General features: G+C 31.6%; 23 protein-coding genes and 1 riboswitch. Of the genes, 15 read left to right on the forward strand and 8 right to left on the reverse strand.

The features are described from left to right. Positions 1 to 74: 74 nt before the first annotated feature. The 5 genes from DMR38_RS10240 to fdhF all read right to left on the reverse strand — a co-directional run bounded on the left by DMR38_RS10240 (position 75) and on the right by fdhF (position 4577). Positions 75 to 608 carry a nitroreductase family protein gene (locus tag DMR38_RS10240; RefSeq protein WP_127721229.1) on the reverse strand — a complete coding sequence of 178 codons (534 nt, stop codon included), beginning with the start codon at positions 606 to 608 and terminating at the stop codon, positions 75 to 77. A gap of 276 nt (positions 609 to 884) precedes the next feature. Further along, the gene (locus DMR38_RS10245; RefSeq protein WP_127721230.1) at positions 885 to 1442 is read right to left on the reverse strand and encodes a hypothetical protein; all 558 of its coding nucleotides are present in this window, start codon (positions 1440 to 1442) and stop codon (positions 885 to 887) included. A gap of 92 nt (positions 1443 to 1534) precedes the next feature. Further along, positions 1535 to 1720 (reverse strand): hypothetical protein, encoded by a 186-nt coding sequence (locus DMR38_RS10250; RefSeq protein WP_127721231.1) that lies wholly within the window; start codon positions 1718 to 1720, stop codon positions 1535 to 1537. Between the two features lie 150 nt (positions 1721 to 1870). After that, positions 1871 to 2458 carry a 4Fe-4S dicluster domain-containing protein gene (locus DMR38_RS10255; protein WP_127721232.1) on the reverse strand — a complete coding sequence of 196 codons (588 nt, stop codon included), beginning with the start codon at positions 2456 to 2458 and terminating at the stop codon, positions 1871 to 1873. Between the two features lie 13 nt (positions 2459 to 2471). Continuing rightward, positions 2472 to 4577, reverse strand: coding sequence for a formate dehydrogenase subunit alpha (gene fdhF, locus DMR38_RS10260; RefSeq protein ID WP_127721233.1), 2106 nt, complete (start codon positions 4575 to 4577; stop codon positions 2472 to 2474). A 491-nt stretch (positions 4578 to 5068) separates the two neighbouring features. Between fdhF and DMR38_RS10265 the strand changes: the two genes are divergently transcribed. The 7 genes from DMR38_RS10265 (at position 5069) to DMR38_RS10295 (ending at position 15161) form a co-directional block, all read left to right on the forward strand. Continuing rightward, positions 5069 to 6295, forward strand: a complete 1227-nt coding sequence (locus DMR38_RS10265) for a molybdopterin molybdotransferase MoeA (RefSeq protein ID WP_127721234.1) — start codon at positions 5069 to 5071, stop codon at positions 6293 to 6295. A gap of 11 nt (positions 6296 to 6306) precedes the next feature. Continuing rightward, a complete protein-coding gene (locus DMR38_RS10270) occupies positions 6307 to 8229 on the forward strand; it encodes a molybdopterin biosynthesis protein (protein WP_127721235.1) in 1923 nt (640 codons plus the stop codon). Between the two features lie 75 nt (positions 8230 to 8304). Then, on the forward strand, positions 8305 to 8529 hold the full coding sequence (locus tag DMR38_RS10275) for a MoaD/ThiS family protein (RefSeq protein ID WP_127721236.1): 225 nt from the start codon (positions 8305 to 8307) through the stop codon (positions 8527 to 8529). 2 nt (positions 8530 to 8531) lie between these two features. Next, entirely contained in the window at positions 8532 to 9218 is a 687-nt protein-coding gene (locus DMR38_RS10280; protein WP_127721237.1) for a HesA/MoeB/ThiF family protein, read from the forward strand. A gap of 15 nt (positions 9219 to 9233) precedes the next feature. Further along, positions 9234 to 9352, forward strand: a riboswitch (molybdenum cofactor riboswitch). A 403-nt stretch (positions 9353 to 9755) separates the two neighbouring features. Then, positions 9756 to 11579 (forward strand): aldehyde ferredoxin oxidoreductase family protein, encoded by a 1824-nt coding sequence (locus DMR38_RS10285; protein WP_127721238.1) that lies wholly within the window; start codon positions 9756 to 9758, stop codon positions 11577 to 11579. A 183-nt stretch (positions 11580 to 11762) separates the two neighbouring features. Beyond that, positions 11763 to 13112, forward strand: coding sequence for a sigma 54-interacting transcriptional regulator (locus tag DMR38_RS10290; protein WP_127721239.1), 1350 nt, complete (start codon positions 11763 to 11765; stop codon positions 13110 to 13112). Between the two features lie 150 nt (positions 13113 to 13262). Continuing rightward, a complete protein-coding gene (locus DMR38_RS10295) occupies positions 13263 to 15161 on the forward strand; it encodes a sigma 54-interacting transcriptional regulator (RefSeq protein ID WP_127724014.1) in 1899 nt (632 codons plus the stop codon). An 83-nt stretch (positions 15162 to 15244) separates the two neighbouring features. Here DMR38_RS10295 and DMR38_RS10300 read toward each other — a convergent pair whose 3' ends face one another. Genes DMR38_RS10300 through DMR38_RS10310 form a run of 3 tightly spaced genes read right to left on the reverse strand, consistent with a single transcriptional unit; the run spans position 15245 to position 17526 of the window. Further along, on the reverse strand, positions 15245 to 15958 hold the full coding sequence (locus tag DMR38_RS10300) for an ATP-binding cassette domain-containing protein (protein ID WP_127721240.1): 714 nt from the start codon (positions 15956 to 15958) through the stop codon (positions 15245 to 15247). Positions 15959 to 16000: 42 nt separating this feature from the next. Next, on the reverse strand, positions 16001 to 16648 hold the full coding sequence (locus DMR38_RS10305; RefSeq protein ID WP_127721241.1) for an ABC transporter permease: 648 nt from the start codon (positions 16646 to 16648) through the stop codon (positions 16001 to 16003). A gap of 8 nt (positions 16649 to 16656) precedes the next feature. Further along, complete coding sequence (locus DMR38_RS10310) at positions 16657 to 17526, reverse strand: substrate-binding domain-containing protein (RefSeq protein ID WP_127721242.1); 870 nt, start codon at positions 17524 to 17526, stop codon at positions 16657 to 16659. 204 nt (positions 17527 to 17730) lie between these two features. Here DMR38_RS10310 and DMR38_RS10315 point away from each other — a divergent pair, with 204 nt between their 5' ends. From DMR38_RS10315 to DMR38_RS10350, 8 genes are all read left to right on the forward strand, one after another. Beyond that, positions 17731 to 19101: a sigma 54-interacting transcriptional regulator gene (locus DMR38_RS10315; protein WP_127721243.1), complete on the forward strand. Its 1371-nt coding sequence runs from the start codon at positions 17731 to 17733 to the stop codon at positions 19099 to 19101. A gap of 143 nt (positions 19102 to 19244) precedes the next feature. Continuing rightward, a complete protein-coding gene (locus DMR38_RS10320; protein ID WP_127721244.1) occupies positions 19245 to 21068 on the forward strand; it encodes an aldehyde ferredoxin oxidoreductase family protein in 1824 nt (607 codons plus the stop codon). 91 nt (positions 21069 to 21159) lie between these two features. Next, positions 21160 to 21384: a MoaD/ThiS family protein gene (locus DMR38_RS10325; RefSeq protein ID WP_127721245.1), complete on the forward strand. Its 225-nt coding sequence runs from the start codon at positions 21160 to 21162 to the stop codon at positions 21382 to 21384. A 1-nt stretch (position 21385) separates the two neighbouring features. After that, a complete protein-coding gene (locus tag DMR38_RS10330) occupies positions 21386 to 21622 on the forward strand; it encodes a ThiF family adenylyltransferase (protein ID WP_243124545.1) in 237 nt (78 codons plus the stop codon). A 33-nt stretch (positions 21623 to 21655) separates the two neighbouring features. Then, positions 21656 to 23551: a sigma 54-interacting transcriptional regulator gene (locus DMR38_RS10335; RefSeq protein WP_127721246.1), complete on the forward strand. Its 1896-nt coding sequence runs from the start codon at positions 21656 to 21658 to the stop codon at positions 23549 to 23551. 600 nt (positions 23552 to 24151) lie between these two features. Next, the gene (locus DMR38_RS10340) at positions 24152 to 24598 is read left to right on the forward strand and encodes a helix-turn-helix domain-containing protein (protein ID WP_127721247.1); all 447 of its coding nucleotides are present in this window, start codon (positions 24152 to 24154) and stop codon (positions 24596 to 24598) included. A gap of 85 nt (positions 24599 to 24683) precedes the next feature. Further along, on the forward strand, positions 24684 to 25547 hold the full coding sequence (locus DMR38_RS10345; RefSeq protein ID WP_127721248.1) for an EamA family transporter: 864 nt from the start codon (positions 24684 to 24686) through the stop codon (positions 25545 to 25547). 127 nt (positions 25548 to 25674) lie between these two features. Next, complete coding sequence (locus DMR38_RS10350; RefSeq protein ID WP_127724016.1) at positions 25675 to 26571, forward strand: deoxyribonuclease IV; 897 nt, start codon at positions 25675 to 25677, stop codon at positions 26569 to 26571. The last annotated feature ends 187 nt before the right edge of the window (positions 26572 to 26758 follow it).

Here is a 26758-nt window from a genome sequence, read left to right on the forward strand (position 1 = left end):
ATAAGAACTCTAAATCTTTGATTTGGTGATAGTTGCTTTTGCTGTGTCCGAGGGAGTGTTAAAGTAGGTAGCCATCAGATAAATTGAGCGATTTCATCTATGCTTTTACGTACCTTATTGCGGAGAGTTGTATCTGCAGAATATCCTACACTTATGACAAGCCTAATTCTTTTAGAATTTGGTATGTGGAGTAAATCCTTAAGCTTCTTTTCATTAAACCATCCCATAATGCAGGTAGATAGTTCTTGTTCTGTAGCTGCTAGACATATGTGAGCAGTTGCAATTCCTATATCTATGGGGGCATAATCCTGATCTTTAATTTTACCACCAATTCTAGCTTTAATATCTGTTTTTTCCTGAAGCACAATAATAAATGCCGGGCATTTATCTGTAAATTTATTCATCCCTAGATCTTGAAGACATTTAGAAACTTTATGTGACAGATCTCTATTATTTATAATAATAAATCTCCATGGCTGACCATTGCAAGCTGAGGGTGCAATTCTTGCTGCTTCTATACAGGCAATTAGTTTTTCCTTTTCTACTTCCTTTTCTTTATAGTTTCTACAGCTTTCACGTTGTTTGATTAAATCAAAATAATTAGTCATAAATACATCCCTTTCATAATTTGTTCATTTAAGTCCTTTATAATAATATAGCTTACGTTTGTCAAGATATATTTATATAATAAAATAGCCTACTATGATATTTTGATTTTATCATAGTAGGCTATATTTTACAGACTTTTTTGCAGCATCGGGGGTGCGGACATAAAGTTGGACTCCCATCCTTTATCTTAAGCATTGTTCACAGCTGCAGCAATAGAAAATGTAAATATATAAAGTAAAACTTAAAGAATAGAAGGTAAATTTGAAATTATAGTATCATTTAATTATATTAGCTATTTCTTTTATTATTTTTTCAAAATTATCATTAAAATTATTTTCTACAATTATGTCAGCTTGATTTATAACTTCACTTGCTGATTTTCTTATTTGACTGTTTTTTGTATTCTTCATCATAACGAAAACGCCTGGATTAACAACTTTTCGTAAGCTATTTGATTCACATACTATAAGAGAATTTTTAGGTATTTGGGTAATAAAAGCATTAAATCCTTCGGGCATATTATTTTTTAATGTTTTTAACCAGTAAACTTTTTCTGCTCCCGCAGATAATAATAGAGAAGTATCTTTATTATTATCAGTATTTAATTCCTCTGTTATTTCAAAATTTCCTTTTAAATTTGAACATGCTCCGCAGCCTTCTCCTCCGTGTATGCATTTCTCATTTTTATCTTCAATAGTCGTTACTTTTAGTGCTATCACTGGTCTGGTTAATTTATATTTATTTATTATCGAAATAGCAAGAGTAGTTTTTCCACTGTTTCTAGCAGTTGAACCAATTAAAATCATATTGGGTATAGTATATTTATTAGTCACTATTTTTGCTCACCTCTCTATTAATTAATGCTTTAGGAATTTTTAAAGAAATAATTAGTGCATCTTTGGCTTGTTATTTTCTTTGAAATGACTCAAAAGCAGCCAAGCTGACAACCTATGATCTTTATAGAATTTTCATTACATAACTTCCCTATATCCGAAATATTTATTTTTAATTTCCCTGCTATTTTATAAGCATCAGAACATGCTAGACATTTCTTATCATTATGTATTTTGCAGTGGCTCTCTATAATTTTTAATGTAATATTTTTGTCCATTTTGTTCCTCCTTTTTCCAATCCATTTATTTGTTCGATGACTACCTACTTAAATATTAATAGTATAATCTTAATGCTATTCTTTATACAATAACGTACCTAGATTTAGTTTATCCAAATCTAGGTACGTTTTCCAAAACTGATTTAATTTTTATATGCTTTTATTTTCTAATAATTCTAAAGCATTGGATTGACGCTTATTTTTGATACTATTATTTATAACTTCAGGACTAACTATGACAAAAGCATCAGCTGGACAAACTTCTACACAAGCTGGGCCTTCAGGTATGCCTGCACACAAATCACATTTATGTGCTGCCATAACTTCCTTATTTTCACTTTCTTCTTTAGTAATTACATTTAGGGTTTGTGTTTGTAAGGTTTGTGTTTGTTTATGGCTATTTTTGTATTGCGGAGCCATATCCATGGTGCCAAATGGGCAAGCAAGCATGCATATTTTACAACCAATACATAATTCTGTTTTTACAACAATTTTATTCTCTTGGTGAACAATTGCACCTACCGGGCAAACATTGGCACAAGGTGAATCATCACACTGCCTGCATTGTATTGGAACGGTAACTTTTTCTGCCCGTATTAGATTGATACGAGGTGAAAAAGGAACACCTGCAGCTCCTGCAGTAAGTATATTAACATCTAAATGTGCAGCTGCACATGCAATTTCACAAGATTTACATCCAATACATTTATTAGGATTTGCAACAACAAAGGTATTCAATATAATTACCTCCTTAAGCGTCTTTACGCATGCTCTTTTTACGGAAAATTTTACGTTTTTGACATCCAAAATCTGAAAAATCTAATTTTTTTATCTTTACCGAACAAACTTTAAACTCAGGTGTTCCAGTAACAGGATCAGGGGCACTATTAGTCAAAATATTAGCTGGACTCTCAGTAAAATGAAAAGTAATGAAGGTTAATCCCTCCGGTACCCTAGTTGTTACTTGTGCTTTTGTAATTAATGAGCCACGTCGTGTTGCTGCACTAATTTCATCACCATCTTCAATATTAAGATTTTTTGCATCTGCAGGGTTAATTTCCAAAAATCCTTCTGGATCTGCACCATTTAATCCCCAACAACGTCTCGTCATAGTACCTGTATGATAGTGAGTAACGATACGCCCGGTAGTCAGCATTAATGGATATTCTTTATCAGGAAGCTCAGCAGGTTCTCTATACTCAATTGGGGAAAACTTGCCCAAACCACGGGAAAACTTACCAACATGCAAAATAGGTGTCCCAGGATGATTTTCATTTGGACATGGCCATGGAATGCCACCGTCCTCCAACCGTTTATAACTAATACCAGCATAACTTGGTGTTAAAGATCTCATTTCATCAAATATATCTTCAGGAGAACTATAATCTGCTGGATAATCCATTGCCTTCATGATATCACGGAGTATTTGCCAATCTGGAAGACTATTACCTATTGGTTCTACAGCCTTACGAATACGCTGCACTGTACGATCAGTACTACTAAAAGTTCCATCTTTTTCAGCATAGGATACACCCGGAAGAACAACATCAGCAACTTCAGCTGTTTCAGTTAAGAAAATATCTTGAACAACCAAAAAATCCAAATGCTTTAAACAATGTTCCACATGATTTATATCCGGGTCGCTTCGCATTGGATTTTCACCAAATACATACAGCATTTTCACCTCATCTTTTTCAATTGCATTCAAGATAGATGGAATATTAAGTCCAACTTTATCGCTTAACTGAGCATTCCATGCTTTTTCGAATTTAGCTTTCACATCAGGATTAGTTACTGATTGGTAACCAGTGTAGACATTAGGCAAAGCTCCCATATCACATGCTCCTTGCACGTTATTCTGACCACGCAGAGGGTTAACTCCTCCTTTAGGCTTGCCAATATTACCAGTAAGCATCATGATATTTGCTGTAGATAGTACATTATCAACACCGGTAGTATGCTGCGTAATACCCATAGTATAATACAAAGCAGCAGCATCAGCCTTAGCAATAATTCTTGCCGCTTCTATTATCTTGTCTGCTGGAACCTTAGTTATACTTGATGCATACTTTGGCGTGAATTTCATTACAACTTCTTTGAAAGCCTCAAAATTCTCAGTTCTTTTAGCAATAAAGGCTTCATCAGCTAGTCCTTCTGTAAGTATGACATATGACATTCCATTTAGAAGTGCTACATCTGTACCTGGTTTATGCCGCAGCCAAACATCAGCATGTAATGCCACATCGGTTTTGCGAGGATCAGCCACTACGAGTTTAGTACCGCGCTCTTTAGCTTTTAACATTTTAATACCAATTATAGGATGACATTCTGTAGTATTTGTACCAATTGCAAAAATAGCATCTTTAGGTCCCATTTCATCAAGTTCATGTATTGAGTTTGTCATTGCTCCACTGCCAAATGCTGTGCCTAGACCAGACACTGTAGGAGCATGTCACAAACGAGCACAATGATCAACGTTATTAGTACCAATCACTGCGCGCATTAATTTTTGCATAAGATAGTTTTCTTCATTAGTACATCGTGCTGAACTAAAAGCTGCAACACTGTCAGAACCATATTCTTTTACAGTTTTTTTAATTTTAGAAGCAATAAAGCCAATTGCTTCTCCCCATGTAACCTCAACCAGCTTTCCTTCTTTTCTGATCAAAGGATTAGTTAAACGATCTTTATGATGCACAAAATCAAAGCCAAAACGGCCTTTTGAACAAAGTTTTCCTTGATTTACCGAATTTACATTATCATCTGGGGTTACACTAACAATTTTTCCATCTCTTATATTTAAGGAAAATGTGCATCCTGTTCCACAATAAGGGCAAGTAGTTAGTATACTTTTCATATTCTTACACTCCTTTCTTTAGGTTCATTTATTGTAGTTCTTTTTACCTGTGTTTCCACACAATTTAATATTATGACTAAAACATAGGCTGTTTCTTTTTAATGAAATTATAAATTTTTTAATTTATACCTAAACTTACCATATAATAATATGATAAATTTATTTTGAATTTTAGTAGAAACTATCTGTGTAAGTATTATATCATAAAATAATCTAAGTGAAAATGGTTTCATGAATCTTACATTTTATAGTATTTAAAGCTCTATTAACTTTTATTACAGTATATTTTAATATGGTCTTGTTATAAAATTCATTTATTGTAATAAATTAAATGAGATTACTATGATTAATGTAGATATATAATAAAGGTAATATTACTATATCTATTTTAGATGAAATTATATAAAATTAAAATAATTGATGTATAATGATATAAATATTTAATTGTATTAAAATTAAATATTTACCAACAAATCTTTAAGGAGGTTATTATGAATCTTTATAATGTAGTATCTATAGAAGAAGCAAAACGTATTATAGATTCTAAATTTCAATTAAATTTAGGGTCGGAATTAGTAGATATTAAAGAATGTAATGGCAGAATATTATCTAGGGATATTATATCATCTTCAAATATTCCAGGCTTTAAAAGATCTATGGTAGATGGATATGCGGTTAAATTTAAAGATCTTCAGGGTGCTAGTGAGAGCATGCCTTCTATGCTTAATTTAAAAGGAGAAGTTAAAATGGGCCAAATGCCTGCTGAATCTCTAGAATTTCCAGGAGAATGTATTTATATACCTACTGGAGGAATGCTTCCCAAGGGAGCTGATAGCGTTATTATGATCGAATATACTGACAAAATGGATGAAGTAACTGTACTTGCTAATAAAACGATTTCATTTGGCGAAAATGTATTAAATGAGGATGAGGATGTGGAATTAGGTGAAACTGTGCTTAAAAGAGGAACATTTTTTTCACCTTACAGCGTAGGTATGATGTCAAATTTAGGAATCACCCAAATACCTGTATTTTGTAAGCCGAAAGTTGGGATAATTTCTACAGGGGATGAAATTGTTGCACCTGAAAAACAGCCGCGTCCTGGTGAAATTAGAGATATTAATTCATATCTTATTTATTCTTCAGTTATTGAAGATGGTGGAGAACCTATATTGTATGGAGTAATTAAAGATAGCTATAAAGCATTATATGAAGCTGTTAAAAAGGCTTTAGAAGAATGTGATATGGTACTTGTATCTGGCGGCAGTTCTGTAGGAAAGAAAGATGAAACTGCAAGGGTTATTGAGGAGCTTGGAAATCCAGGAATACTTTTTCATGGGATATCCGTAAAACCAGGTAAGCCTACTATACTTGGTAAAGTAGAAGATAAACCTATATTTGGACTTCCGGGTCATCCGCTTTCTTGTGCTGTAGTTTACAGAATATTAGTTAGATATGTTTTACATACAATGATGAACTTACAGGAAACAGAATATCCTATTCCTTGCAAATTCAGTACAAATTATCATAAAGCTAAAGGTAGAGAAGAATATCTCCCAGTTATTATAGATAATATAAAAGGCGAATATAAAGCTGCACCTGTTTTGACTAAATCAGCAACTATAAGTGGATTTACGAAGGCGTGGGGTTATATAAAAATTGATAAAAATGTAGAAGGAATTTCTGAAAATCAAAAAGTATATGTTAATAAATTTTAGGGGTGATTTTTATGACACAAAAAGTATATCTATCAAATTATGAGTTAAAAGAAGCACTAAAAAAGTATTTTGATAACATAAAATCTTCTTTTTTAAATAAGGAATCAGTAAGTACAGATGAATCCCTTGGAAGGGTTACTTCAGAAGCAGTTTATTCAAAAATATCCTCTCCATTTTATAATTGTTCTGCTATGGACGGTATTACACTTCAAAGTTCAAGTACTATAGGAGCTTCTGAAAAAAAACCTATTATACTAGAAGAAGGCAAGGATTATTTAGTAGTGGATACAGGAGATCCAATTCCTAAAGAGTATGACTGCGTAGTAATGATAGAAGACATAGTAAAAGTGGATGAAGATAAAATTAAAATATATAAGAGTGCAGCACCTTGGCAGCACATAAGGCCATTAGGTGAAGACATAGTTGAAAGCCAGCTTATTGTACCTTCCGGTCATGTTGTAAGGCCAGTAGATATAGGCGCCATGTTAGCCGGAGGGGTAAATACTATTGAAGTTTATAAAAAGCCATTAGTAGGTATTATTCCAACAGGTACTGAATTAGTTGAGCCAGGAACAGATCTTAAAGTTGGAGATATAATTGATTTTAATTCAAGGGTGTTTAGTGCACAGGTAACTGAATATGGGGGAATACCAAGGAGATATGAAATAGTAAAAGATGATTATAACGTATTAAAAGAAACTTTAGAAAAGGCTGCTTTGGAATGTGATATAGTTGTAATAAATGCAGGATCTTCTGCAGGAAGAGAAGATTATACAAGTGATATTATATCTGATTTGGGAGAAGTTTATGTGCATGGGGTATCTATAAAACCGGGGAAACCTGTTATTATGGGAGAAGTTAAAAATAAACCGGTTCTTGGAATTCCTGGATATCCAGTTTCAGCCTATTTCATAATGGATAAAGTTCTTAAAAAAATAATAGAAGAATACCAGGGAATGAAACATGAAAAAGAGCAGATAGTAGAGGCCATTTTATCAAGAAGGATAATGTCTTCTTTAAAGTATTTGGAATTTGTAAGAATCAAACTTGGATATGTAGGAGAAAAGCTTATTGCCACACCACTTTCAAGGGGAGCAGGAGCTACCATGTCACTGGTAAGGGCAGATGGAATACTAGAAGTTCCTCAAAATGTAGAAGGTATTGAGGCGGGAACTAAAGTTGAAATAAGTCTTATGAAAGATATAGATGAAATTAAAAATACAATTGTCTGTATAGGAAGCCATGATCCTATATTAGATGTACTTTCTGACTTACTTCATGTGAAAAATCCTGATTATTATTTGTCATCAGCCCATGTGGGAAGTATGGGTGGAATAATGGCATTAAAAAATAAGGAAACTCATATTGCACCTATTCATCTATTGGATATGGAAAGCGGAGAATATAATATTTCTTATATTAATAAATACTTAAAAGATAAAAATATAGCTTTAGTAAAAGTAGTAAATAGAGTTCAAGGTCTTATGGTTCAAAAAGGAAATCCACTGGGACTTAAGGAAATTTCAGACATATCGAAAAAAGGTATACGGTTTGTAAATAGACAAAGGGGAGCAGGAACAAGGTTATTACTGGATTATTATTTAAAAAAGTTAGGTATTTCACCAAATGATATTAATGGATATGAAAGAGAAGAATTTACCCACCTGTCTGTAGCAGCAGCAGTGGCTAGTGGAGATGTAGACTGTGGTCTTGGAATATATTCAGCAGCAAAAATGATGGGACTTGATTTTATTCCAGTATGTAATGAAGAATATGATTTTGCAGTACCAGAGGAATATTTAAAAATGAAAACAATTAGAGAATTAATTGATGTTATGAAGAGTGACACGTTCTTAAAAGAATTAGATAGACTTGGAGGATATGAATATCCAAATATGGGGAAAGTAATAAGAACTGATTGTAACGGTAAATAAGTCTTTTTATAAATATGCTTGGCATAATTTATGCTTTAAGATAAATATATTTAATGTGATAAAGGAGGTGAAAACTTGAAAATAGAAGTTAGATTATTTGCTTACTTTAGAAAAGATAGAGATAAAAAATTGTTTTTAGAATTTGACGAGCCTGTAACACCTTCTGATATATTAGAAAAAATAAATATTAGTGAAGAAGAAGTGGCTATTTTACTTATAAACGGTAGGGATGGTAAAGCAAATACGAAACTTAATGACAAAGATGTCTTATCGTTATTCCCACCAGTAGGAGGCGGTTAAAGTTGGAACGTTATGTTAGAAATATGAAAACTCTGTCAAAAGAAGAAAATAATAATTTGAAGAAATTTAAAGTTTGTGTTGTAGGCTGTGGAGGAATTGGTGGTTATGTTATTGAAATGCTTGGAAGAATAGGAATAGGAAGTATTACTGCAGTAGATGGAGATGTATTTGAGGAATCTAATTTAAATAGGCAAATACTTTCAAGTACAGACACTATAGGTTTTAGCAAAGCACAGGAAGCAAAGGCTAGAATGGAAAAAGTAAATCCACTAATAGAGATAAAAGCATTAGAAAAAATGCTTACAGAAGATACTGCCTGCAGTATTTTAAGTAATCACGATGTAGTAGTAGATGCTCTTGACAGCATACCAGCAAGATTGTTACTTCAACGCAGCTGTAAAAAACTTAATATACCAATGGTTTATGGAGCTATAGCAGGATGGTATGCTCAAGTTACTACTATATTCCCAGGAGATGATACTTTAAATAAGATTTATAATGTAGATAAACGAACAGCCAAAGGAATTGAAAAGGAAATGGGTAATCCATCGTTTACACCAGCTTTAGCAGCTTCAATTCAAGTAAGTGAAGTAATAAAGATTCTTTTAGGTAGAGGAGAACTTTTAAGAAAAAAGATGGTTTTTATAGATCTTCTTTCAACTGAGTATGATATAGTTCCACTGGTATAAAATTGTACAATCAAGTATATTATAGGACTTTAAGTTTTTGATCCTAACGCTAAGTCTATGGAGATAAGACCAATGAGTATGTTATGAAAATGATGTGCTTTCCGTGTTTGAGAAGAAGATCATTGTAAATACTAATAAAATAGGTATGTGCTTTTGGCGCATGCCTATTTTTTATAAACAAAGTTCACAAAAAATTGATCCATATTGGAACGTTTTTAAAAAATAAAAATATTGTTGTCCATTATTTGAACGTTTTTCTAAAAGAAAAACAGTAATATTGTATTTTTTTTGAGCACTTTGGCAATAATAAGCAACATATTTATTATTATTAGTAGTGTAGAGAAATATATTGCTTATTATTTGAGCATTTTATTATAAAATAAAAAATGTTGCTAAATTATTTACTATGAATTCACTTGATAATCAACGCATTGTATGTGTTTTTGATTATTGAGTGTTTTTTTGTAACCATATTTGGCACAATGTATGCTTTATAAACTTTGTGAAGTAAATATATTTATACTAGGAGGAATTTCAATGTATGGTTACGATGGTAAAGTGCTGAGAATAAATTTAAAGGAAAGAACTTGCAAGTCAGAAGATTTAGATTTGGATAAAGCTAAAAAGTTCATAGGCTGTAGAGGACTAGGTGTTAAAACTTTATTTGATGAAATAGATCCTAAAATAGATGCATTATCACCAGAAAATAAATTTATAATTGTAACAGGTCCGTTAACTGGAGCTCCAGTTCCAACTAGTGGAAGGTTTATGGTAGTTACTAAAGCACCGCTTACAGGAACTATAGCAATTTCAAACTCGGGTGGAAAATGGGGAGTAGACTTGAAAAAAGCTGGCTGGGATATGATAATAGTAGAGGATAAAGCTGATTCACCAGTTTATATTGAAATAGTAGATGATAAGGTAGAAATTAAAGATGCATCACAGCTTTGGGGAAAAGTTACATCAGAAACTACAAAAGAGTTAGAAAAGATAACTGAGAATAGATCAAAAGTATTATGTATAGGACCTGCTGGTGAAAGATTGTCCCTTATGGCAGCAGTTATGAATGATGTAGATAGAACTGCAGCAAGAGGCGGTGTTGGTGCAGTTATGGGATCTAAAAACTTAAAAGCTATTGTAGTTAAAGGAACTGGAAAAGTAGCTTTAGCTGATAAAGAAAAAGTAAAAAAAGTATCTATAGAAAAAATTACAACATTAAAAAATGATCCAGTAGCTGGTCAGGGAATGCCAACTTATGGTACAGCCATACTAGTTAATATAATAAACGAAAATGGAGTTCATCCTGTAAAAAACTTTCAAGAATCTTATACTGATCAAGCAGATAAGATAAGTGGAGAAACTTTGACTGCTAATCAACTAGTAAGAAAAAATCCTTGCTACAGCTGTCCTATAGGTTGTGGAAGATGGGTTAAATTAAAGGACGGAACAGAATGTGGAGGACCAGAGTATGAAACAATATGGTGTTTTGGCTCTGACTGCGATTCGTATGATTTAGATGCTATAAATGAAGCTAATATGTTATGTAATGAATATGGTATTGATACTATTACTTGTGGTGCAACAATTGCTGCAGCTATGGAACTTTATCAAAGAGGATATGTAAAAGATGAGGAAATAGCTGGAGATAATTTATCACTCAAGTGGGGTGATACGGAATCCATGATTGGCTGGATAAAGAAAATGGTATATAGTGAAGGCTTTGGAGCAAAGATGACAAATGGCTCCTATAGACTTTGTGAAGGTTATGGAGTACCTGAGTATTCTATGACAGTTAAAAAACAAGAAATTCCAGCATATGATCCAAGGGCAATACAGGGACACGGTATTACTTATGCAGTTAACCCTAGAGGAGGCTGTCATATTAAGGGATATATGATTAACCCTGAAATATTAGGCTATCCTGAAAAACTTGATAGATTTGCATTAGATGGTAAAGCAGCCTATGCCAAATTATTTCATGATTTAACTGCTGTAATTGATTCTTTAGGATTGTGTATATTCACTACATTTGGACTTGGAATACAGGATTATGTAGATATGTATAATGCAGTAGTAGGAGGAGCTACTTATGATGCAGATTCACTATTAGAGGCAGGAGATAGAATCTGGACTCTTGAAAAAATGTTTAATCTTGCAGCTGGAATAGGCAGTGATCAAGATACATTACCAAAGAGACTTTTAGAAACTCCTATTCCAGATGGTCCATCAAAAGGAAGTGTTCATAGGCTAGATGTTCTTCTTCCAGAATATTACTCAGTACGAGGATGGAGTAAAGAGGGTATACCTACAGAAGAAACATTAAAAAAACTAGGGTTAGATGAATATATAGGTAAATTTTAGTCTGATTCCATAAACTAGAAATTAGACTTCATGTATTAAAGAAGATAGGCTCTCTCTATATATGAAGTCTGTTTTTTAATAGGAAGGTGTGAATTTGAGAATAGAAGTTAGATTATTTGATTATATATTTGCAAGAGTATTAAGTTGTGGTTGGATAAGTTTGGGAGATGAAATTTAGTTGTTATGATAAACTTCAATAGTAATAAGCAAAGCTTTGAAGGATTCATTGAATCTATACATGAAGGCATTATGATTTGTAACATTTATGGAAAAATTAAATTTGTAAATAGTGCTTTACTACAAATTACAGGATATAGTCAAGAGTGCATAATGGATATGAATATTCAAGATATGGTAGATAACTGGAATAATATAATAAGTAATATACATAATATAAGCATTCAACAGAATGTAGAAACTAGCATAAAATCTATTAAGAATGTACTTAAATTAAACTTAAATATATATCCATTATACACAAAAAAAATGGATGACAGGATAATTATAGTTGTTTTTAAAGAAATAAAAAAGAAAAGAAAATTAGAAGAAAGGCGATTAAAAGGCAAGGCTATATATACTTTTGACAAAATAATAGGGAGAAATAAGAACTTTTTAAATATAATAGAGTATTCAAAAAAGATATCTAATAGTAAGTCTACTATATTAATAACAGGAGAAAGTGGTACAGGAAAAGAAATTTTTGCTCAGGCTATACACAATTACAGTGATAGAAAAGAGAAAGTTTTTATGGCTGTTAATTGTGGCGCAATTCCGGAAAAACTTATAGAATCAGAACTTTTTGGATATGAGGAAGGTGCTTTTACAGGAGCTAAAAAGGGAGGAAATTTAGGTAAGTTTGAAATGGCAAATGGTGGGACTATATTTTTAGATGAAATAGGGGAAATGCCTGTTGACATGCAGGTAAAGTTATTAAGAGTTATAGAAGAGGGACTGATTGTAAGAGTTGGAGGGTACAAGCAAATACCCATAAATGTTAGAATAATTGCAGCTACAAATAAAAATTTAAAAGAAGAAGTTGAAAATAAAAATTTCAGAAGAGATTTATTTTATAGATTAAATGTTCTTCCTGTTCCACTCCCCCCTTTAAGGGATAGAAAAGACGATATTTGTTTATTAGTTGATTATTATATGAATAGAATAAGTAAGAAATTAAATAAAAGAAAAATAAAAATTACTAGTGATCAAATGGATAAGTTAGTACAGTATGAATGGCCTGGAAACATAAGAGAACTAGAAAATGTTATTGAATTTTTTATAAATATTGAACATGTAGATGAAAATGTTATTCAATCAGAAGGCTTATTTAAAGAACGTAAAGTGGAAAATAGTTATATATATTATGATGAAGATTTTATGTTTAATATGAACCTTGAAAATTTAGAAAAAACACATATAGAAAATGTAATAAGAAAGTTTAATGGAAATGTTACTTTAGCTGCCAAGGCTATGGGTATAGGCAGAAATACTCTTTATAGAAAAATCAAGAAATATAATATTTACTGTTCCATATAGAAGTACCATTCTAAATAGATATTATCATATTTGCATAAACTCTTGAAGAGATAGCAATAAGTAATTGTGGCAAAACTTATAAAAGTTAAAAGGCAATCTTTCAATGGAAAAAATAAATTTAAAACTGTTGTTATGATTGGAGGAATTATAATGAATGTAGCTATTTGCAAATCAGGCAACGTAGTTGTATCTAAGCCCGATGTAGAACTTTCACATAGAAGATGTAAAAATTTTAATATTGATTCACATCAGGTATTTAGTAAAAAAATAATAGACGATATTGAATTACAGAAAAGATTTGCAGCTAACAGAAATTTAATATTGACTGCAGCACCTTATATGGAGCAGTTGATTAATTTTGTAAAAGGATTTAATTTTTTTGTATTACTTACAGACGGAGAAGGATGCATATTAAATGCATTAGGTGATGAAAAAATACTCGAAGAAGCCTTTTCTTTAAAAATGATACCGGGAGCTTTTATGAATGAAGAAAATATTGGAACAAATGCTATGAGTGTAGTTATAAAAAGTAAGCTGCCAGTTCAAATTTCTGGAGATGATCATTTTATTAATGCATATCATAGGTGGACGTGTTCTGCGGCACCTATAAAAGATAATAAAGGAAAACTTATAGGTGTATTGAATCTTACTGGATATATTGAGTTTGTACATTCCCATACCCTTGGTATGGTTATAGCAGCGTCAAATGCTATAGAAGAAATGCTTAAAGTAGAAGAGTACAATAAGATTCAAGATATGAATTACAAGCATATAAAAAATATATTTAATTCCAGCCCTGTTGCTATAATAACCTCGGATATAAATGGTAAAATAAAAATTTGCAATAAAAAGGCACAGGATATGTTTGGCATAAGGGGTAATAAATTAGAGACAAACAATATGGAAGATATTATAGAAAACTGGAATAATATAAAAACACCTATATATTTAGGAGAAAGTACTTCAAAAGAAACAATTATTGTTGCACTAAGAAATAAGATTCAGTATCAAGTAACTACTAGTTCAATATACAATTGCGATGATGGTAATAATATTGAGATAGTTTATGTTTTTGAAAAAGTTAAAAAGATAAGCAAAAAGAATAATGGCCAGGCTTACTATACTTTTGATAAAATAATGGGTCAGGATGAAAACTTTACAAAAGTAATAAAATATGCAAAAAAGATTTCAGATAGTAAATCAACTATACTTATAATGGGGGAAAGTGGTACGGGAAAAGAAGTGTTTGCACAGTCCATTCATAATTACAGCATCAGGGTAGATGGACCATTTGTAGCTTTAAATTGTGGTGCTATCCCTAAACAACTTATAGAGTCAGAGCTTTTTGGATATGAAGAAGGAGCTTTTACAGGAGCCAAAAAGGGAGGCAACCTTGGAAAATTTGAATTGGCAGATGGTGGAACTATAATGCTGGATGAAATCGGAGAAATGCCCCTTGATATGCAGACAAAGCTCCTAAGAGTTGTGCAGGAAGGGGTAATAACGAGAATTGGAAGCTCAAAGTGTATACCTGTAGATGTAAGAATTATAGCTGTCACAAACAGAGATTTAAAAAAAGAAGTAAAATGTGGAAGGTTTAGAAAAGACTTATATTACAGATTAAATGTGCTGCCTTTATACTTACTTCCACTTAGAGAAAGAAAAAAGGATATACCCCTTCTCATTCAATATTTTGTTAAGAATATTTCACAAAAATTAAATAAAAAAGAGCCGGTTATATTAGGAGAGTACTTGAAGAAAATGATTAACTATAACTGGCCCGGGAATATAAGAGAATTGGAAAATTTGGTTGAATTAATTGTAAATACAGGATCTATACCAGCAGGTTATTTTACGGAAGAAGACTGTGATAATGAGGTACTTGTGGATATCAGTGATGAGTGTTTAAAGTTAGATTATATGGAAAAAGAACATGTAATTAAAGTATTGAAGAAGTTTAAGGGGAATATAACCCATTCAGCAGCAGCACTTGGTATAAGGAGAAATACTTTGTACAGCAAGATAAAAAAATATAAAATAGAGATATAAATTTTTTATGCAGAGAGGAAAGAGAGGCTGTTGTAGATTTTAGGGGAGGTGCTATTGACTTGGCACCTGTTTTTTTCACAGCCTCATGTGTCTTTTATATTATTGTTTTTAAAAATTTGCTTTAATAGCTTGTGTTTTGGAAAATTGAGAACTTCATACTTTTCACCCTGCTCAATGACTTTGCCTTTGTCCATGAATATAATGTAATCTGCTATCCTTTCAGCCTGCAATAAATCGTGGGTAACTAAAATAGCAGTTCTTTTTTCTTGAGACATAGTTTTTATAAGCTTTTCAGATTTTAAAATATTTTCAATATCCATACTAGCAGTAGGTTCATCCAAAAAAGTCACCTTAGTTTCTAAAATAGCTGTCCTAAGTAGTGCCACTTTTTCTTGTTCTCCTCCTGATAGTTCTCTAGCATTTTTATGCAGTAAATCATCTACTACCAGGTGTTTTAAATAAGTATTTATTCTTTTTTCAATTATTTCTTTACTAAATTTTCTAAACTTTAATCCCATTGTTATATTTTCAATCACTGAACAATTAAATAAGTATGGTTTTTGAAGCATGACTGATATATCTTTTTTTACAAAATTAATAGAATTATAGTTATCATAACTTACTTTTCCCCTAGTGAATGTATCAAGTCCTGAAATGCATTGCAAAAGAGTACTTTTACCACTACCATTTAAGCCCATCAGTACGTAAGTATATCCTTCTTTAAAATCTAATTCATCTATATGGAGGACTTCTTTTCCATTGAATTCTTTACTACTGTTTAGTACTCTAATATTCATAAATTCACCTACTTTTATTAGTATTGTCAAAAACTTTTTGGATTACTTGTTTGATTTACTGAGTTTATGTAAAATAAAGTTAACCATAAAAGAAACAATAAGTAATATACAACCTATTGTTACAGCTTCATTAAAGTTACCTTGGCCTGTTTCTAAAGCTATATAAGTAGTCATAACTCTTGTCTCACCTTTTATATTTCCGCCTACCATCATAACTGCACCAACTTCAGAAATTGCTCTTCCAAAACCAGCTGCTATTATAGATAAAAGTTGAGCTTTACATTCTTTTATGATTAAAATTAAAGTATCCCTATTTTCTGCACCTAGAGCGATGCAATTTTTCCTTATTTCTATTCCACGGATGCTTATTGTTGAAACAGTAAGCCCAAATATTATTGGAAATACAAGCAAACTTTGGGCGATAATCATTGCAGTAGGCGTAAATAGCAGTTTAAAAGCACCTAAAGGTCCTTTCCTAGAAAGAAGAAGATATACAATTAAACCCATTAATACTGGTGGAATACTCATAAGAGTTTCAAACAATCTTAAAATGTATTTTTTTAGTCTAAAGTTCTTTAAAGCAGTAGGTATGGCTAGAGTCATACCTACTGCTGAGGCCATTAATGTAGACGTAATTGAAACAAATAAGGATAATAATGTTATTTCTATAACTTCTCTCAAATAGCTCATTTAATCACCTATTTTTTTGCATTAGGCACAAATAATGATGTGCCATACTTATCCTTTCCGTATTCACCTATGAGCTTTTGACCTTTGCTAGAGAGCATCCATTTGATAAATTCATTTGACTCGTCAGTTTTAATTTTGTTTTTCTCTGGATTTAACCTTATTAATGAATATTGATTTAATAGGTTACTTGACTTTTCAGTAACAATGGTTAAATTTAATTTATCTTTCATAGATAGGTATGTAGCCCTATCTGTTAAGGTATAAGCTTTTTTTTCATCTGCCATCTGAAGTACTGCACCCATTCCTTTTCCTGCTGAAATATACCATGTACCACTAGGAGTTATTCCTGCTTCTTTCCATATATTGTTTTCTTTTGTATTAGTACCTGATTTATCTCCTCTTGATATAAAGGGAGAGTTACTACTGCTAATTAGTTTGAATGCAGCTACTGCATCTTTTGGAGCTCTTTCCTTAAGTTTTGCAGGATCATCTTTTGGTCCTACGATTACAAAATCATTATACATTACTTCAAGCCTTTCAGTTCCATATCCTTCTTTAACAAATTGTAATTCCTGCTCTTTTGCATGTACGAGTAATGCATCTGCATCTCCACGTTTAGCTACTTCCATAGCTTCACCAGTTCCTTTGGCAAGTACCTTAACTTTAATTCCTGTATCTTTTTCAAATTTTGGAAGCAAATAATCTAAAAGTCCTGAATCTTGGGTACTTGTTGTAGTTGCTAATACTATACTTTTATTTTGAGTTTGAGTTTGAGTTTGGTTTTGATTTAAACATGCGTTCATAGTAAATAATAGAGTAATACAAAACAATATAATCAATAATGTTTTAAAATGTAAATTTTTTCGTAATTTTAGCATAAGAAATCTCCTTCCACTTTAACTAATGTTAAAAAATAATTAATTTAATATACACTAAATGTAAGTATATGCTTATAGAATTAATTATATGTATAGAAATATAATTATACGTGTATAGTAAACATACAGATCAAATTTAATAAGATCTATCATAAGAGTATTAAATTTTGGTTGGATAAGGTCAGGAGATGAAATTCAGTTGTTATGATAAATCTCAATAGTAGTAAACAAAGCTTTGAAGGATTTCTTGAATCCATACCTGAAGGCGTTATGGTTTGTAACATTTATGGAGAAATTAAATTTGTGAATACTACTTTACTAGAAATTACTGGATATAGCCTCCAATTTATAATGAATATGAATATGGAAGATATGTTAGATAATTGGAGTAATATAATAGATAATATACATAATACAAATATTCAAGAGGATATAGAAACTACCGTAAAATCTATTAACAATATACTTAAGTTAAATTTAAGTATATATGTATTATACACAGAAAAAATAGATGACAAGATAATCATAGTTGTTTTTAAAGAAATAAAAAAGGAAAGAAAATTAGAAGAAAAGCGGCTAAAAGGTAGAGCAATATATACTTTTGACAAAATAATAGGGAAAAATAAAAACTTTTTAAAGATAATAAAGTATTCTAAAAAGATAGCTAATAGTAAGTCTACTGTATTAATAACAGGAGAAAGTGGTACAGGAAAAGAAATTTTTGCTCAGGCTATACACAATTACAGTGATAGAAAAGAAAATGTTTTTATGGCTGTTAATTGTGGTGCAATTCCGGAAAAACTTATAGAGTCTGAACTTTTTGGATATGAGGAGGGTGCTTTTACAGGAGCTAAAAAGGGAGGAAACCCAGGTAAATTTGAAATGGCAAGCGGTGGAACTATTTTTTTAGATGAAATAGGTGAAATGCCTGTTGAAATGCAAGTAAAGCTATTAAGAGTTATAGAAGAAGAAGTAGTTGTAAGAATTGGAGGATACAAGCAAATACCCATAAATGTTAGAATAATTGCAGCTACAAATAAAAATCTGAAGGAGGAAGTTGAAAATGGAAATTTTAGAAGAGATTTGTTTTATAGATTAAATGTTCTTCCTATTCATCTTCCTTCTTTAAGGAATAGAAAAGACGATATTTATCTATTGGTTGATTATTATATGAATAGAATAAGTAGAAAATTAAATAAAAGAAAAGTAGAAATTACTGATGACCAAATGAATAAATTAGTACAATATAATTGGCCTGGAAACATAAGAGAATTAGAAAATGTTATTGAGTTTTTTATAAATATTGAGCATATAGATGAGAGTGTTGTTAAGACAGATAGTTTATATAAAGAACATAAAAGGAAAGGCAGTTATATATACTATGATGAAGATTTTATGTTTAATATGAACCTTGAGAGTTTAGAAAAATCACATATAGAAAATGTAATAAAAAAGTTTAAGGGAAATGTCACTTTAGCTGCCAAGGCTATGGGGATAGGTAGAAACACTCTTTATAGAAAAATTAAGAAATATAATATTTACTGTTCCACACTGGAACATGATTCCAAAACGTAACACTATTATAGATCCTCTTTGGAACAACAACCGTTTACATAAGATCTAAATTGGGGAAATGAGTATGATTAGTATAGGTGAAAATATTTGGCATGATTCTTGCTTTAAGTATATACAAATATACTTTTAGGAGGAATTTGTTTATGTACGGTTACAATGGCAAAGTATTAAGAATCAATTTAAAGGAAAGAACTTGTAAGGCAGAAGATTTAGATTTAGGAAAAGCTAAAAAGTTTATAGGATGCAGGGGCTTAGGAGTTAAAACTTTATTTGATGAAGTAGATCCTAAGGTAGATGCATTATCTCCAGAAAATAAATTTATAATTGCTACGGGACCTTTAACAGGAGCACCGGTTCCAACAAGCGGAAGATTTATGGTAATCACTAAATCACCTCTTACAGGAACTATAGCAATTGCAAATTCAGGTGGAAAATGGGGAGCAGAATTGAAATCAGCTGGATGGGATATGATAATAGTAGAAGATAAGGCTGATTCTCCAGTTTATATTGAAATAGTAGATGATAAAATAGAATTCAAAGATGCATCACAGCTTTGGGGAAAGCTGGCATTAGAAACTACAAAAGAATTAGAAGGATCAGATCGCAAGAAGTCCAAAGTGTTATGTATAGGACCAGCTGGTGAAAATTTATCATTTATGGCAGCTGTAATGAATGATGTTGATAGAACTGCAGGAAGAGGCGGCGTTGGTGCAGTTATGGGATCAAAGAACCTGAAAGCTATCGTAGTTAAAGGAAGTGGAAAAGTAAAATTATTTGATGAGGAAAAAGTAAAAGCTGTAGCACTTGAGAAGACAGGTATTTTGAGAAAAGATCCAGTAGCTGGAGGTGGACTTCCAACTTATGGTACAGCTGTACTTGTTAATATAATAAATGAAAATGGAGTACATCCGGTAAAGAATTTTCAGGAAGCTTATACTGATGAAGCAGATAAAATAAGTGGAGAAACACTTACAAAAGATCGCTTAGTAAGAAAAAATCCTTGTTATAGATGCCCTATAGCTTGTGGAAGATGGGTTAAATTAAAGGACGGTACAGAATGCGGAGGACCTGAATATGAAACATTATGGTGCTTTGGATCTGATTGTGGTGCATATGATTTAGATGCTGTAAATGAAGCAAATATGTTATGTAATGAATATGGTTTAGATACTATTTCCTGTGGTGCAACTATTGCAGCAGCTATGGAACTTTATCAGAGAGGATACATAAAGGATGAAGAAATAGCAGGGGATAACCTATCTCTTAAATGGGGAGATACAGAATCAATGGTTGCCTGGGTAAAGAAAATAGCTCTTAAAGAAGGCTTTGGTGCAAAGATGGCAGATGGATCCTATAGACTTTGTGAATCCTATGGTGTACCAGAGTATTCCATGACAGTAAAGAAACAAGAAATTCCAGCATATGATCCAAGAGGAGTACAGGGACATGGTATTACTTATGCAGTTAACAATAGAGGAGGATGTCATATTAAAGGATACATGATTAGTCCTGAAATACTAGGTTATCCAGAAAAACTTGATAGATTTGCATTGGAAGGTAAAGCAGGTTATGCAAAAGTATTCCATGATTTAACTGCTGTAATAGATGCTCTTGGCTTATGTATATTTACTACCTTTGGTTTAGGAGCACAGGATTATGTAGATTTATATAATGCAGTAGTAGGAGAGGACCCTCATGATGTTGATTCTATAATGCAAGCTGGTGATAGAATTTGGACTCTTGAAAAATTGTTCAATTTATCAGCTGGAATAGACAGCAGCCAGGATACTTTGCCAAAGAGACTTTTAGAAGAGCCTATTCCAGATGGTCCATCTAAAGGAGAAGTTCATAGGTTAGACGTACTTCTTCCAGAATATTACTCGGTACGTGGATGGGATAAAAATGGTATACCTACGGAGGAAACGTTAAAGAAATTAAGATTAGATGAATATGTAGGTAAATTTTAGTTTAATTAATTAGAGATTAGACTTCATGTATTAAAAAGACATCTTGTCTCTGTATATGAAGTCTATTTTCTTAGCCTAAGGAGGTGAAAACTTGAAAATAGAAGTTAGATTATTTGCTTACTTTAGAAAAGATAGAGATAAAAAATTGTTTTTAGAATTTGACGAGCCTGTAACACCTTCTGATATATTAAAAAAGATAAATATTAAGGAAGAAGAAGTAGCTATTTTACTTATAAACGGTAGGGATGATAAAGCAAATACGAAACTTAATGACAATGATGTTTTATCATTGTTTCCACCAGTAGGAGGCGGTTAAATTGGGACGTTATGATAGAAATATGAAAACCCTATCAAAAGAAGAAATGGAAAAAGTAAATCTGCTAATAGAAGTAAAAGCATTAGAAAAAATGCTTACAGAAGATAATGCCTGCAGTATTTTAAGTAATCATGATGTAGTAGTAGATGCTCTTGACAGCATACCAGCAAGATTGATACTTCAACACAGCTGTAAGAAACTTAATATACCAATGGTTTATGGAGCTATAATAACGTAAAATGGAATTGTTGCTATGATTGGAGGAATTATAATGAATGCAGCTATTTGCAAATTAGGCAATGTAGTTGTATCCAAATCAGATATAGAGCTTTCACATAAAAGGTGCAAAAAGTTCCTTATTGACCCACATCAGGTATTTAGTAAAAAAATAATGTATGATGTTGAATTGCAAAAAAGATTTGCAGCTAACAGAAATTTGATATTAACTGCAGCACCTTATATGGAATATTTGGTTAATTTTGTAAAGAAATTTAATTTTTTTGCGTTACTTACAGATGAAGAAGGATGTATATTAAATGCATTAGGTGATGAAAAAATACTTTCAGAAGCCCTTTCTTTGAAAATGGTGCCAGGAGCTTTTATGAATGAAGAAAATATAGGAACAAATGCTATGAGCATGGTTATAAAAAGCAAACTGCCAGTTCAAATATCTGGAGATGATCATTTTATTAATGCATATCATAAGTGGACATGTTCTGCGGCACCTATAAAAGATAATAAAGGGAAACTTATAGGAATTTTGAGTCTTACTGGATATATCGAGTTTGTACATTCCCATACACTTGGTATGGCTATAGCAGCATCAAATGCTATAGAAGAAATGCTTAAAGTAAAAGAGTACAACAAGATTAAAAATATGAACTATAAATATATGGAGAACATATTTAAATCCAGTCCTATTGCTATAGTAAGTTCTGATGTAGATGGAAAAATTAAAATTTGCAATAAAAAAGCTCAAGATATGTTTAGCACTACAAACAGCAAATTAGAAACACATAAAATGGAAGATATCATAGAAAACTGGAATGATATAAAGGCATCCATATGTTTAGGGGAAAGTGATTTAAGAGAAACAAATATAGCAGTAGCGAAAAACAAAACTCAATATCAGTTAACTACTAGTTCAATATATAATTGTGAAGATGATAATATTGAGATAGTATATGTTTTTGAGGAAATCAAAAGAGTAAATAAAAGAGGAAATGGAGAGGCTTATTATACTTTTGATAAAATAATGGGTCAGGATGAAAACTTTACAAAAGTAGTAAATTATGCAAAAAAGATTTCAGATAGTAAATCAACTATACTTATAATGGGAGAAAGTGGTACTGGAAAAGAAGTGTTTGCACAATCAATTCATAATTATAGTAGAAGAGTAAATGGACCATTTGTAGCTTTAAATTGTGGTGCCATCCCTAAACAACTTATAGAGTCTGAGCTTTTTGGATATGAAGAGGGGGCTTTTACAGGAGCTAAAAAAGGTGGAAATCTTGGGAAATTTAGATTGGCAGATGGTGGAACTATAATGCTGGATGAAATTGGAGAAATGCCTATGGATATGCAGACAAAGCTTTTACGGGTTGTACAGGAGGGTGTAATAACAACAATTGGGAGTTCAAAGTCTATACCTATAGATGTAAGAATTATAGCTGCCACCAATAGAGATTTAAAAAGGGAAGTAGAAGCTGGAAGATTTAGAAAAGACTTATATTACAGATTAAATGTGCTGCCTCTATTTTTACCTCCACTTAGAGAAAGAAAAAAGGATATACCTCTTCTTATTGAATATTTTGTTAAGAATATTTCACAAAAATTAAATAAAAAGGAGCCAGTTATATTAAAAAAATATTTGAAGAAAATGATTAAATACAACTGGCCTGGGAATATAAGAGAATTGGAAAATTTGGTTGAGTTAATTGTAAATACAGGATCTATACCTGCAGATTATTTTGCAGAAGAAAATTGTGATAATGAAGTACTTGTGGATGTTAGTGATGACTGCCTAAAATTAGATTATGTGGAAAAAGAACATGTAATTAAAGTATTGAAGAAATTTAAGGGCAATATAACCCATTCAGCAGAAGCACTTGGTATAAGAAGAAATACTTTGTACAATAAGATTGAAAAGTATAATATAAAGATATAAAATTTTTTATAATGTTGGCTAAAAAAACTGTTTTAGTAACTTATGTTTTGTAATATAAAAAAATACCCTATAGAGTTTTTAATATACCTCTATAGGGTATTTTTTTAATATTTCTTTCAAAAATTAATCAAAGAGGAATCAATATTGATTCATATAATATTATGTACAAAATTTGATTATTTATCCGATGACTACCTGCTCTAATACTCCCACGCACTCTGTGAAAGCGACTGTCACCAAATCAAAGAATTTGGGACATCTGCTTTTTCCTAAGTGTGAGTAAAGAGCAGCTACGTCCCTGGATAACGATTTTTCCTAAAGGATAACGCCTTCTAAGTGCTAAAGCACTAAGAATCCTGTTAATAAGCATCAGGTGGAGTCAAAACTCCATCTGATGCCAAGAACTCTGTTTATTATAGGGGTAATAACACATAGTCATCAAGCTAAAGAACGAAAATAATAGATTAAATTAGTTATATTAATACTATACAACAATTAAATTCAGCTAAATTCATATTAAATTCAGTTTATATTGATATATCTGTTAAGCTATAATACAATGTTATTAAAAGGTAAGTAATAAAGGCGAGGTGTTACATTTTGGATAACAATATATTAAACCTTGAACAGGCTATTGATTTTTTAGGAGTAAGTGAAAAAACTTTAATCAAATTATTGCGTGAAGAACATGTTCCTGCAAGAAAAATTGGGCGTGAATGGCGCTTCAATAAACAGGCACTGATAGATTGGATTGCGTCTGGAGATTCTATAGATTATATCAATCAAAGTGAACGATACATTGTTTCAGAGGATATTTCGGGTGAATCTACTGTGCTATTTGACAAAATTGATGAAACTCTGAAAACAGTGAAGGAGCACGGCTATAACATAAAATCAATTCTGAAACAACTCGACGAAGATATAGAAATCCCTGATAATTCCACGCTGCGTATCAGTTATAAACAGCAGAGAGAAGTTGAAAAATTGGAATTTAAAGTGTTCTGGGATTTGCGGGAGAATTCTAAGTTTGAATCAAATAAAAAATAATCTATATATCAAAAATTATGAATGTTAATTATTTTGTATATAACTCAACAGAAGCCATCAGACAAATAGAAAGAAGGAAATTTTAATGTGGGTATTATTTGCATTTGGTTCAGCATTTTTTGCTGGCATTACAGCTATTTTAGCTAAGATAGGAATAAAACAAACAGATTCTAATCTGGCAACTGCAATCAGGACTATTGTTATATTAATTTTTTCATGGCTTATAGTTCTTGTTGTTGGTTCCCAAAATATGATTTATCAAATAAGTGGACAAAGCTTACTTTTTTTGATATTGTCAGGACTGGCAACAGGGGCTTCATGGCTTTGTTATTTTAAAGCTCTTCAGCTTGGGGATGTAAACAAAGTAACACCAATTGATAAATCAAGTACAGTATTGACTATTATTTTAGCTTTTATCCTATTAGGGGAAAAAATTACCTGGATAAAATTCATTGGGATGTGTGCTATAGGAATAGGCACATACATGATGATAACTAAGAAGAAAGTAAGAAACAAAGAAATTATGGATAGCAGATGGCTATTTTATGCTGCGTTGTCAGCGGTGTTTGCAAGTTTGACTTCAATTCTTGGAAAAGTGGGAATCAGTGGAGTTGAATCAAACTTAGGAACTGCAATCAGAACCGTTGTTGTATTAATTATGGCGTGGGTAGTAGTTTTTGTTTCGAAAAAGCAAAATGAAATTAAAAATATTGATAAAAGAAGCTGCCTATTTATTTGTCTTTCAGGAATTACAACAGGATCTTCGTGGCTTTGCTACTATAGAGCTTTACAAAAAGGTCTTGCAAGTGTAGTTGTACCTATAGATAAATTGAGTATTGTTATTTCAATTGTATTTTCATATTTCATTTTAAAAGAAAAACTTACGAAAAAATCATTTTGGGGATTAATAATAATTGTAATAGGTACTTTAGTACTTTTGATAAAATAGTTTTCGTCTGTCAAGATATATTTACATATCCCTTTGATACAATAATTAAGATTTGTAGTATAATTATGTATTAGAAATGCGTAGGGTATAAATTTTGATAAAAATACTTATGGAAAAAGGTGATTACATGCTTAAGATAGGTTCACATGTTTCAATGAATGGAAAGGATATGCTTTTAGGTTCTGTAAAAGAAGCTCTTTCTTATGGTGCAAATACTTTTATGTTTTATACAGGAGCACCTCAAAATACTTCTAGAAAACCCTTAGAAAAGCTTAGAATTGACGAAGCAATAGAAAAAATGAATGAAAACGGTATTGATGAAATAGTAGTTCATGCTCCTTATATTATAAATATAGGAAATAGTATAAAGCCTGCTACTTTTGAACTTGGAGTGAATTTCTTAAGACAAGAAATAGAAAGAGCTTCTGCTATAAAAAAAGTGAAACAGCTTGTGCTGCATCCTGGTGCGCATGTAGGGGCAGGCACGGAAGTTGGAATAGCACAGATTGTAAAAGGATTAAATGAAGTTATAACTGGAGATCAGACTGTACAGATAGCGCTTGAAACCATGGCAGGAAAAGGATCAGAATGTGGAAGAAATTTTGAGGAAATTGCAAAAATAATAGATGGAGTAAAATATAACGAAAAAATTACAGTTTGTTTTGACACCTGCCATATTAACGATGCCGGATATAACGTAGCAGAAGATTTTGACGGGGTATTGAATGAGTTTGATCATATAGTAGGTATAGATAGATTAAAAGTAATTCACTTAAATGACAGTAAAAATCCTAAAGGAAGTAGAAAAGACAGGCATGAAATGATTGGATTCGGCAGCATTGGATTTGATGCACTTTCTTATGTGGCAAATCATGAAAATTTAAAAGATGTTCCTAAAATTTTAGAAACACCTTATCTAGCAAATACTGAAGGGGTAAAAAGACCTCCTTATAAGTATGAGATTGCTATGCTTAAAGCTAAAAGGTTTAATGAAAATATTAAACAAGATATATTTGCAAATTAATTAATACAATTTTCCCCTAAATAAACAGAGTTCTTGGCATCAGATGGAGTTTTGACTCCACCTGATGCTTATTAACAGGATTCTTAGTGCTTTAGCACTTAGAAGGCGTTATCCTTTAGGAAAAATCGTTATCCAGGGACGTAGCTGTTCTTTACTTCCACTTGGAAAAAAGCAGATGTCCCAAATT

The sequence above is a fragment of the Clostridium sp. AWRP genome, from assembly GCF_004006395.2.
In the GTDB taxonomy this organism is placed as follows: Bacteria; Bacillota; Clostridia; order Clostridiales; family Clostridiaceae; genus Clostridium_B.

Bases quoted from the DNA above. Each gene is read 5' to 3' on its own strand.
- DMR38_RS10300 (WP_127721240.1), bottom strand. From the start codon at position 15,958: ATGAATATTAGAGTACTAAACAGTAGTAAAGAATTCAATGGAAAAGAA.
- DMR38_RS10310 (WP_127721242.1), bottom strand. From the start codon at position 17,526: ATGCTAAAATTACGAAAAAATTTACATTTTAAAACATTATTGATTATA.
- DMR38_RS10350 (WP_127724016.1), top strand. From the start codon at position 25,675: ATGCTTAAGATAGGTTCACATGTTTCAATGAATGGAAAGGATATGCTT.
- DMR38_RS10305 (WP_127721241.1), bottom strand. From the start codon at position 16,648: ATGAGCTATTTGAGAGAAGTTATAGAAATAACATTATTATCCTTATTT.
- DMR38_RS10335 (WP_127721246.1), top strand. From the start codon at position 21,656: ATGAATGCAGCTATTTGCAAATTAGGCAATGTAGTTGTATCCAAATCA.
- DMR38_RS10240 (WP_127721229.1), bottom strand. From the start codon at position 608: ATGACTAATTATTTTGATTTAATCAAACAACGTGAAAGCTGTAGAAAC.
- DMR38_RS10265 (WP_127721234.1), top strand. From the start codon at position 5,069: ATGAATCTTTATAATGTAGTATCTATAGAAGAAGCAAAACGTATTATA.
- DMR38_RS10285 (WP_127721238.1), top strand. From the start codon at position 9,756: ATGTATGGTTACGATGGTAAAGTGCTGAGAATAAATTTAAAGGAAAGA.
- DMR38_RS10320 (WP_127721244.1), top strand. From the start codon at position 19,245: ATGTACGGTTACAATGGCAAAGTATTAAGAATCAATTTAAAGGAAAGA.
- DMR38_RS10250 (WP_127721231.1), bottom strand. From the start codon at position 1,720: ATGGACAAAAATATTACATTAAAAATTATAGAGAGCCACTGCAAAATA.
- DMR38_RS10290 (WP_127721239.1), top strand. From the start codon at position 11,763: ATGATAAACTTCAATAGTAATAAGCAAAGCTTTGAAGGATTCATTGAA.
- DMR38_RS10295 (WP_127724014.1), top strand. From the start codon at position 13,263: ATGAATGTAGCTATTTGCAAATCAGGCAACGTAGTTGTATCTAAGCCC.
- DMR38_RS10270 (WP_127721235.1), top strand. From the start codon at position 6,307: ATGACACAAAAAGTATATCTATCAAATTATGAGTTAAAAGAAGCACTA.
- DMR38_RS10315 (WP_127721243.1), top strand. From the start codon at position 17,731: ATGATAAATCTCAATAGTAGTAAACAAAGCTTTGAAGGATTTCTTGAA.
- DMR38_RS10345 (WP_127721248.1), top strand. From the start codon at position 24,684: ATGTGGGTATTATTTGCATTTGGTTCAGCATTTTTTGCTGGCATTACA.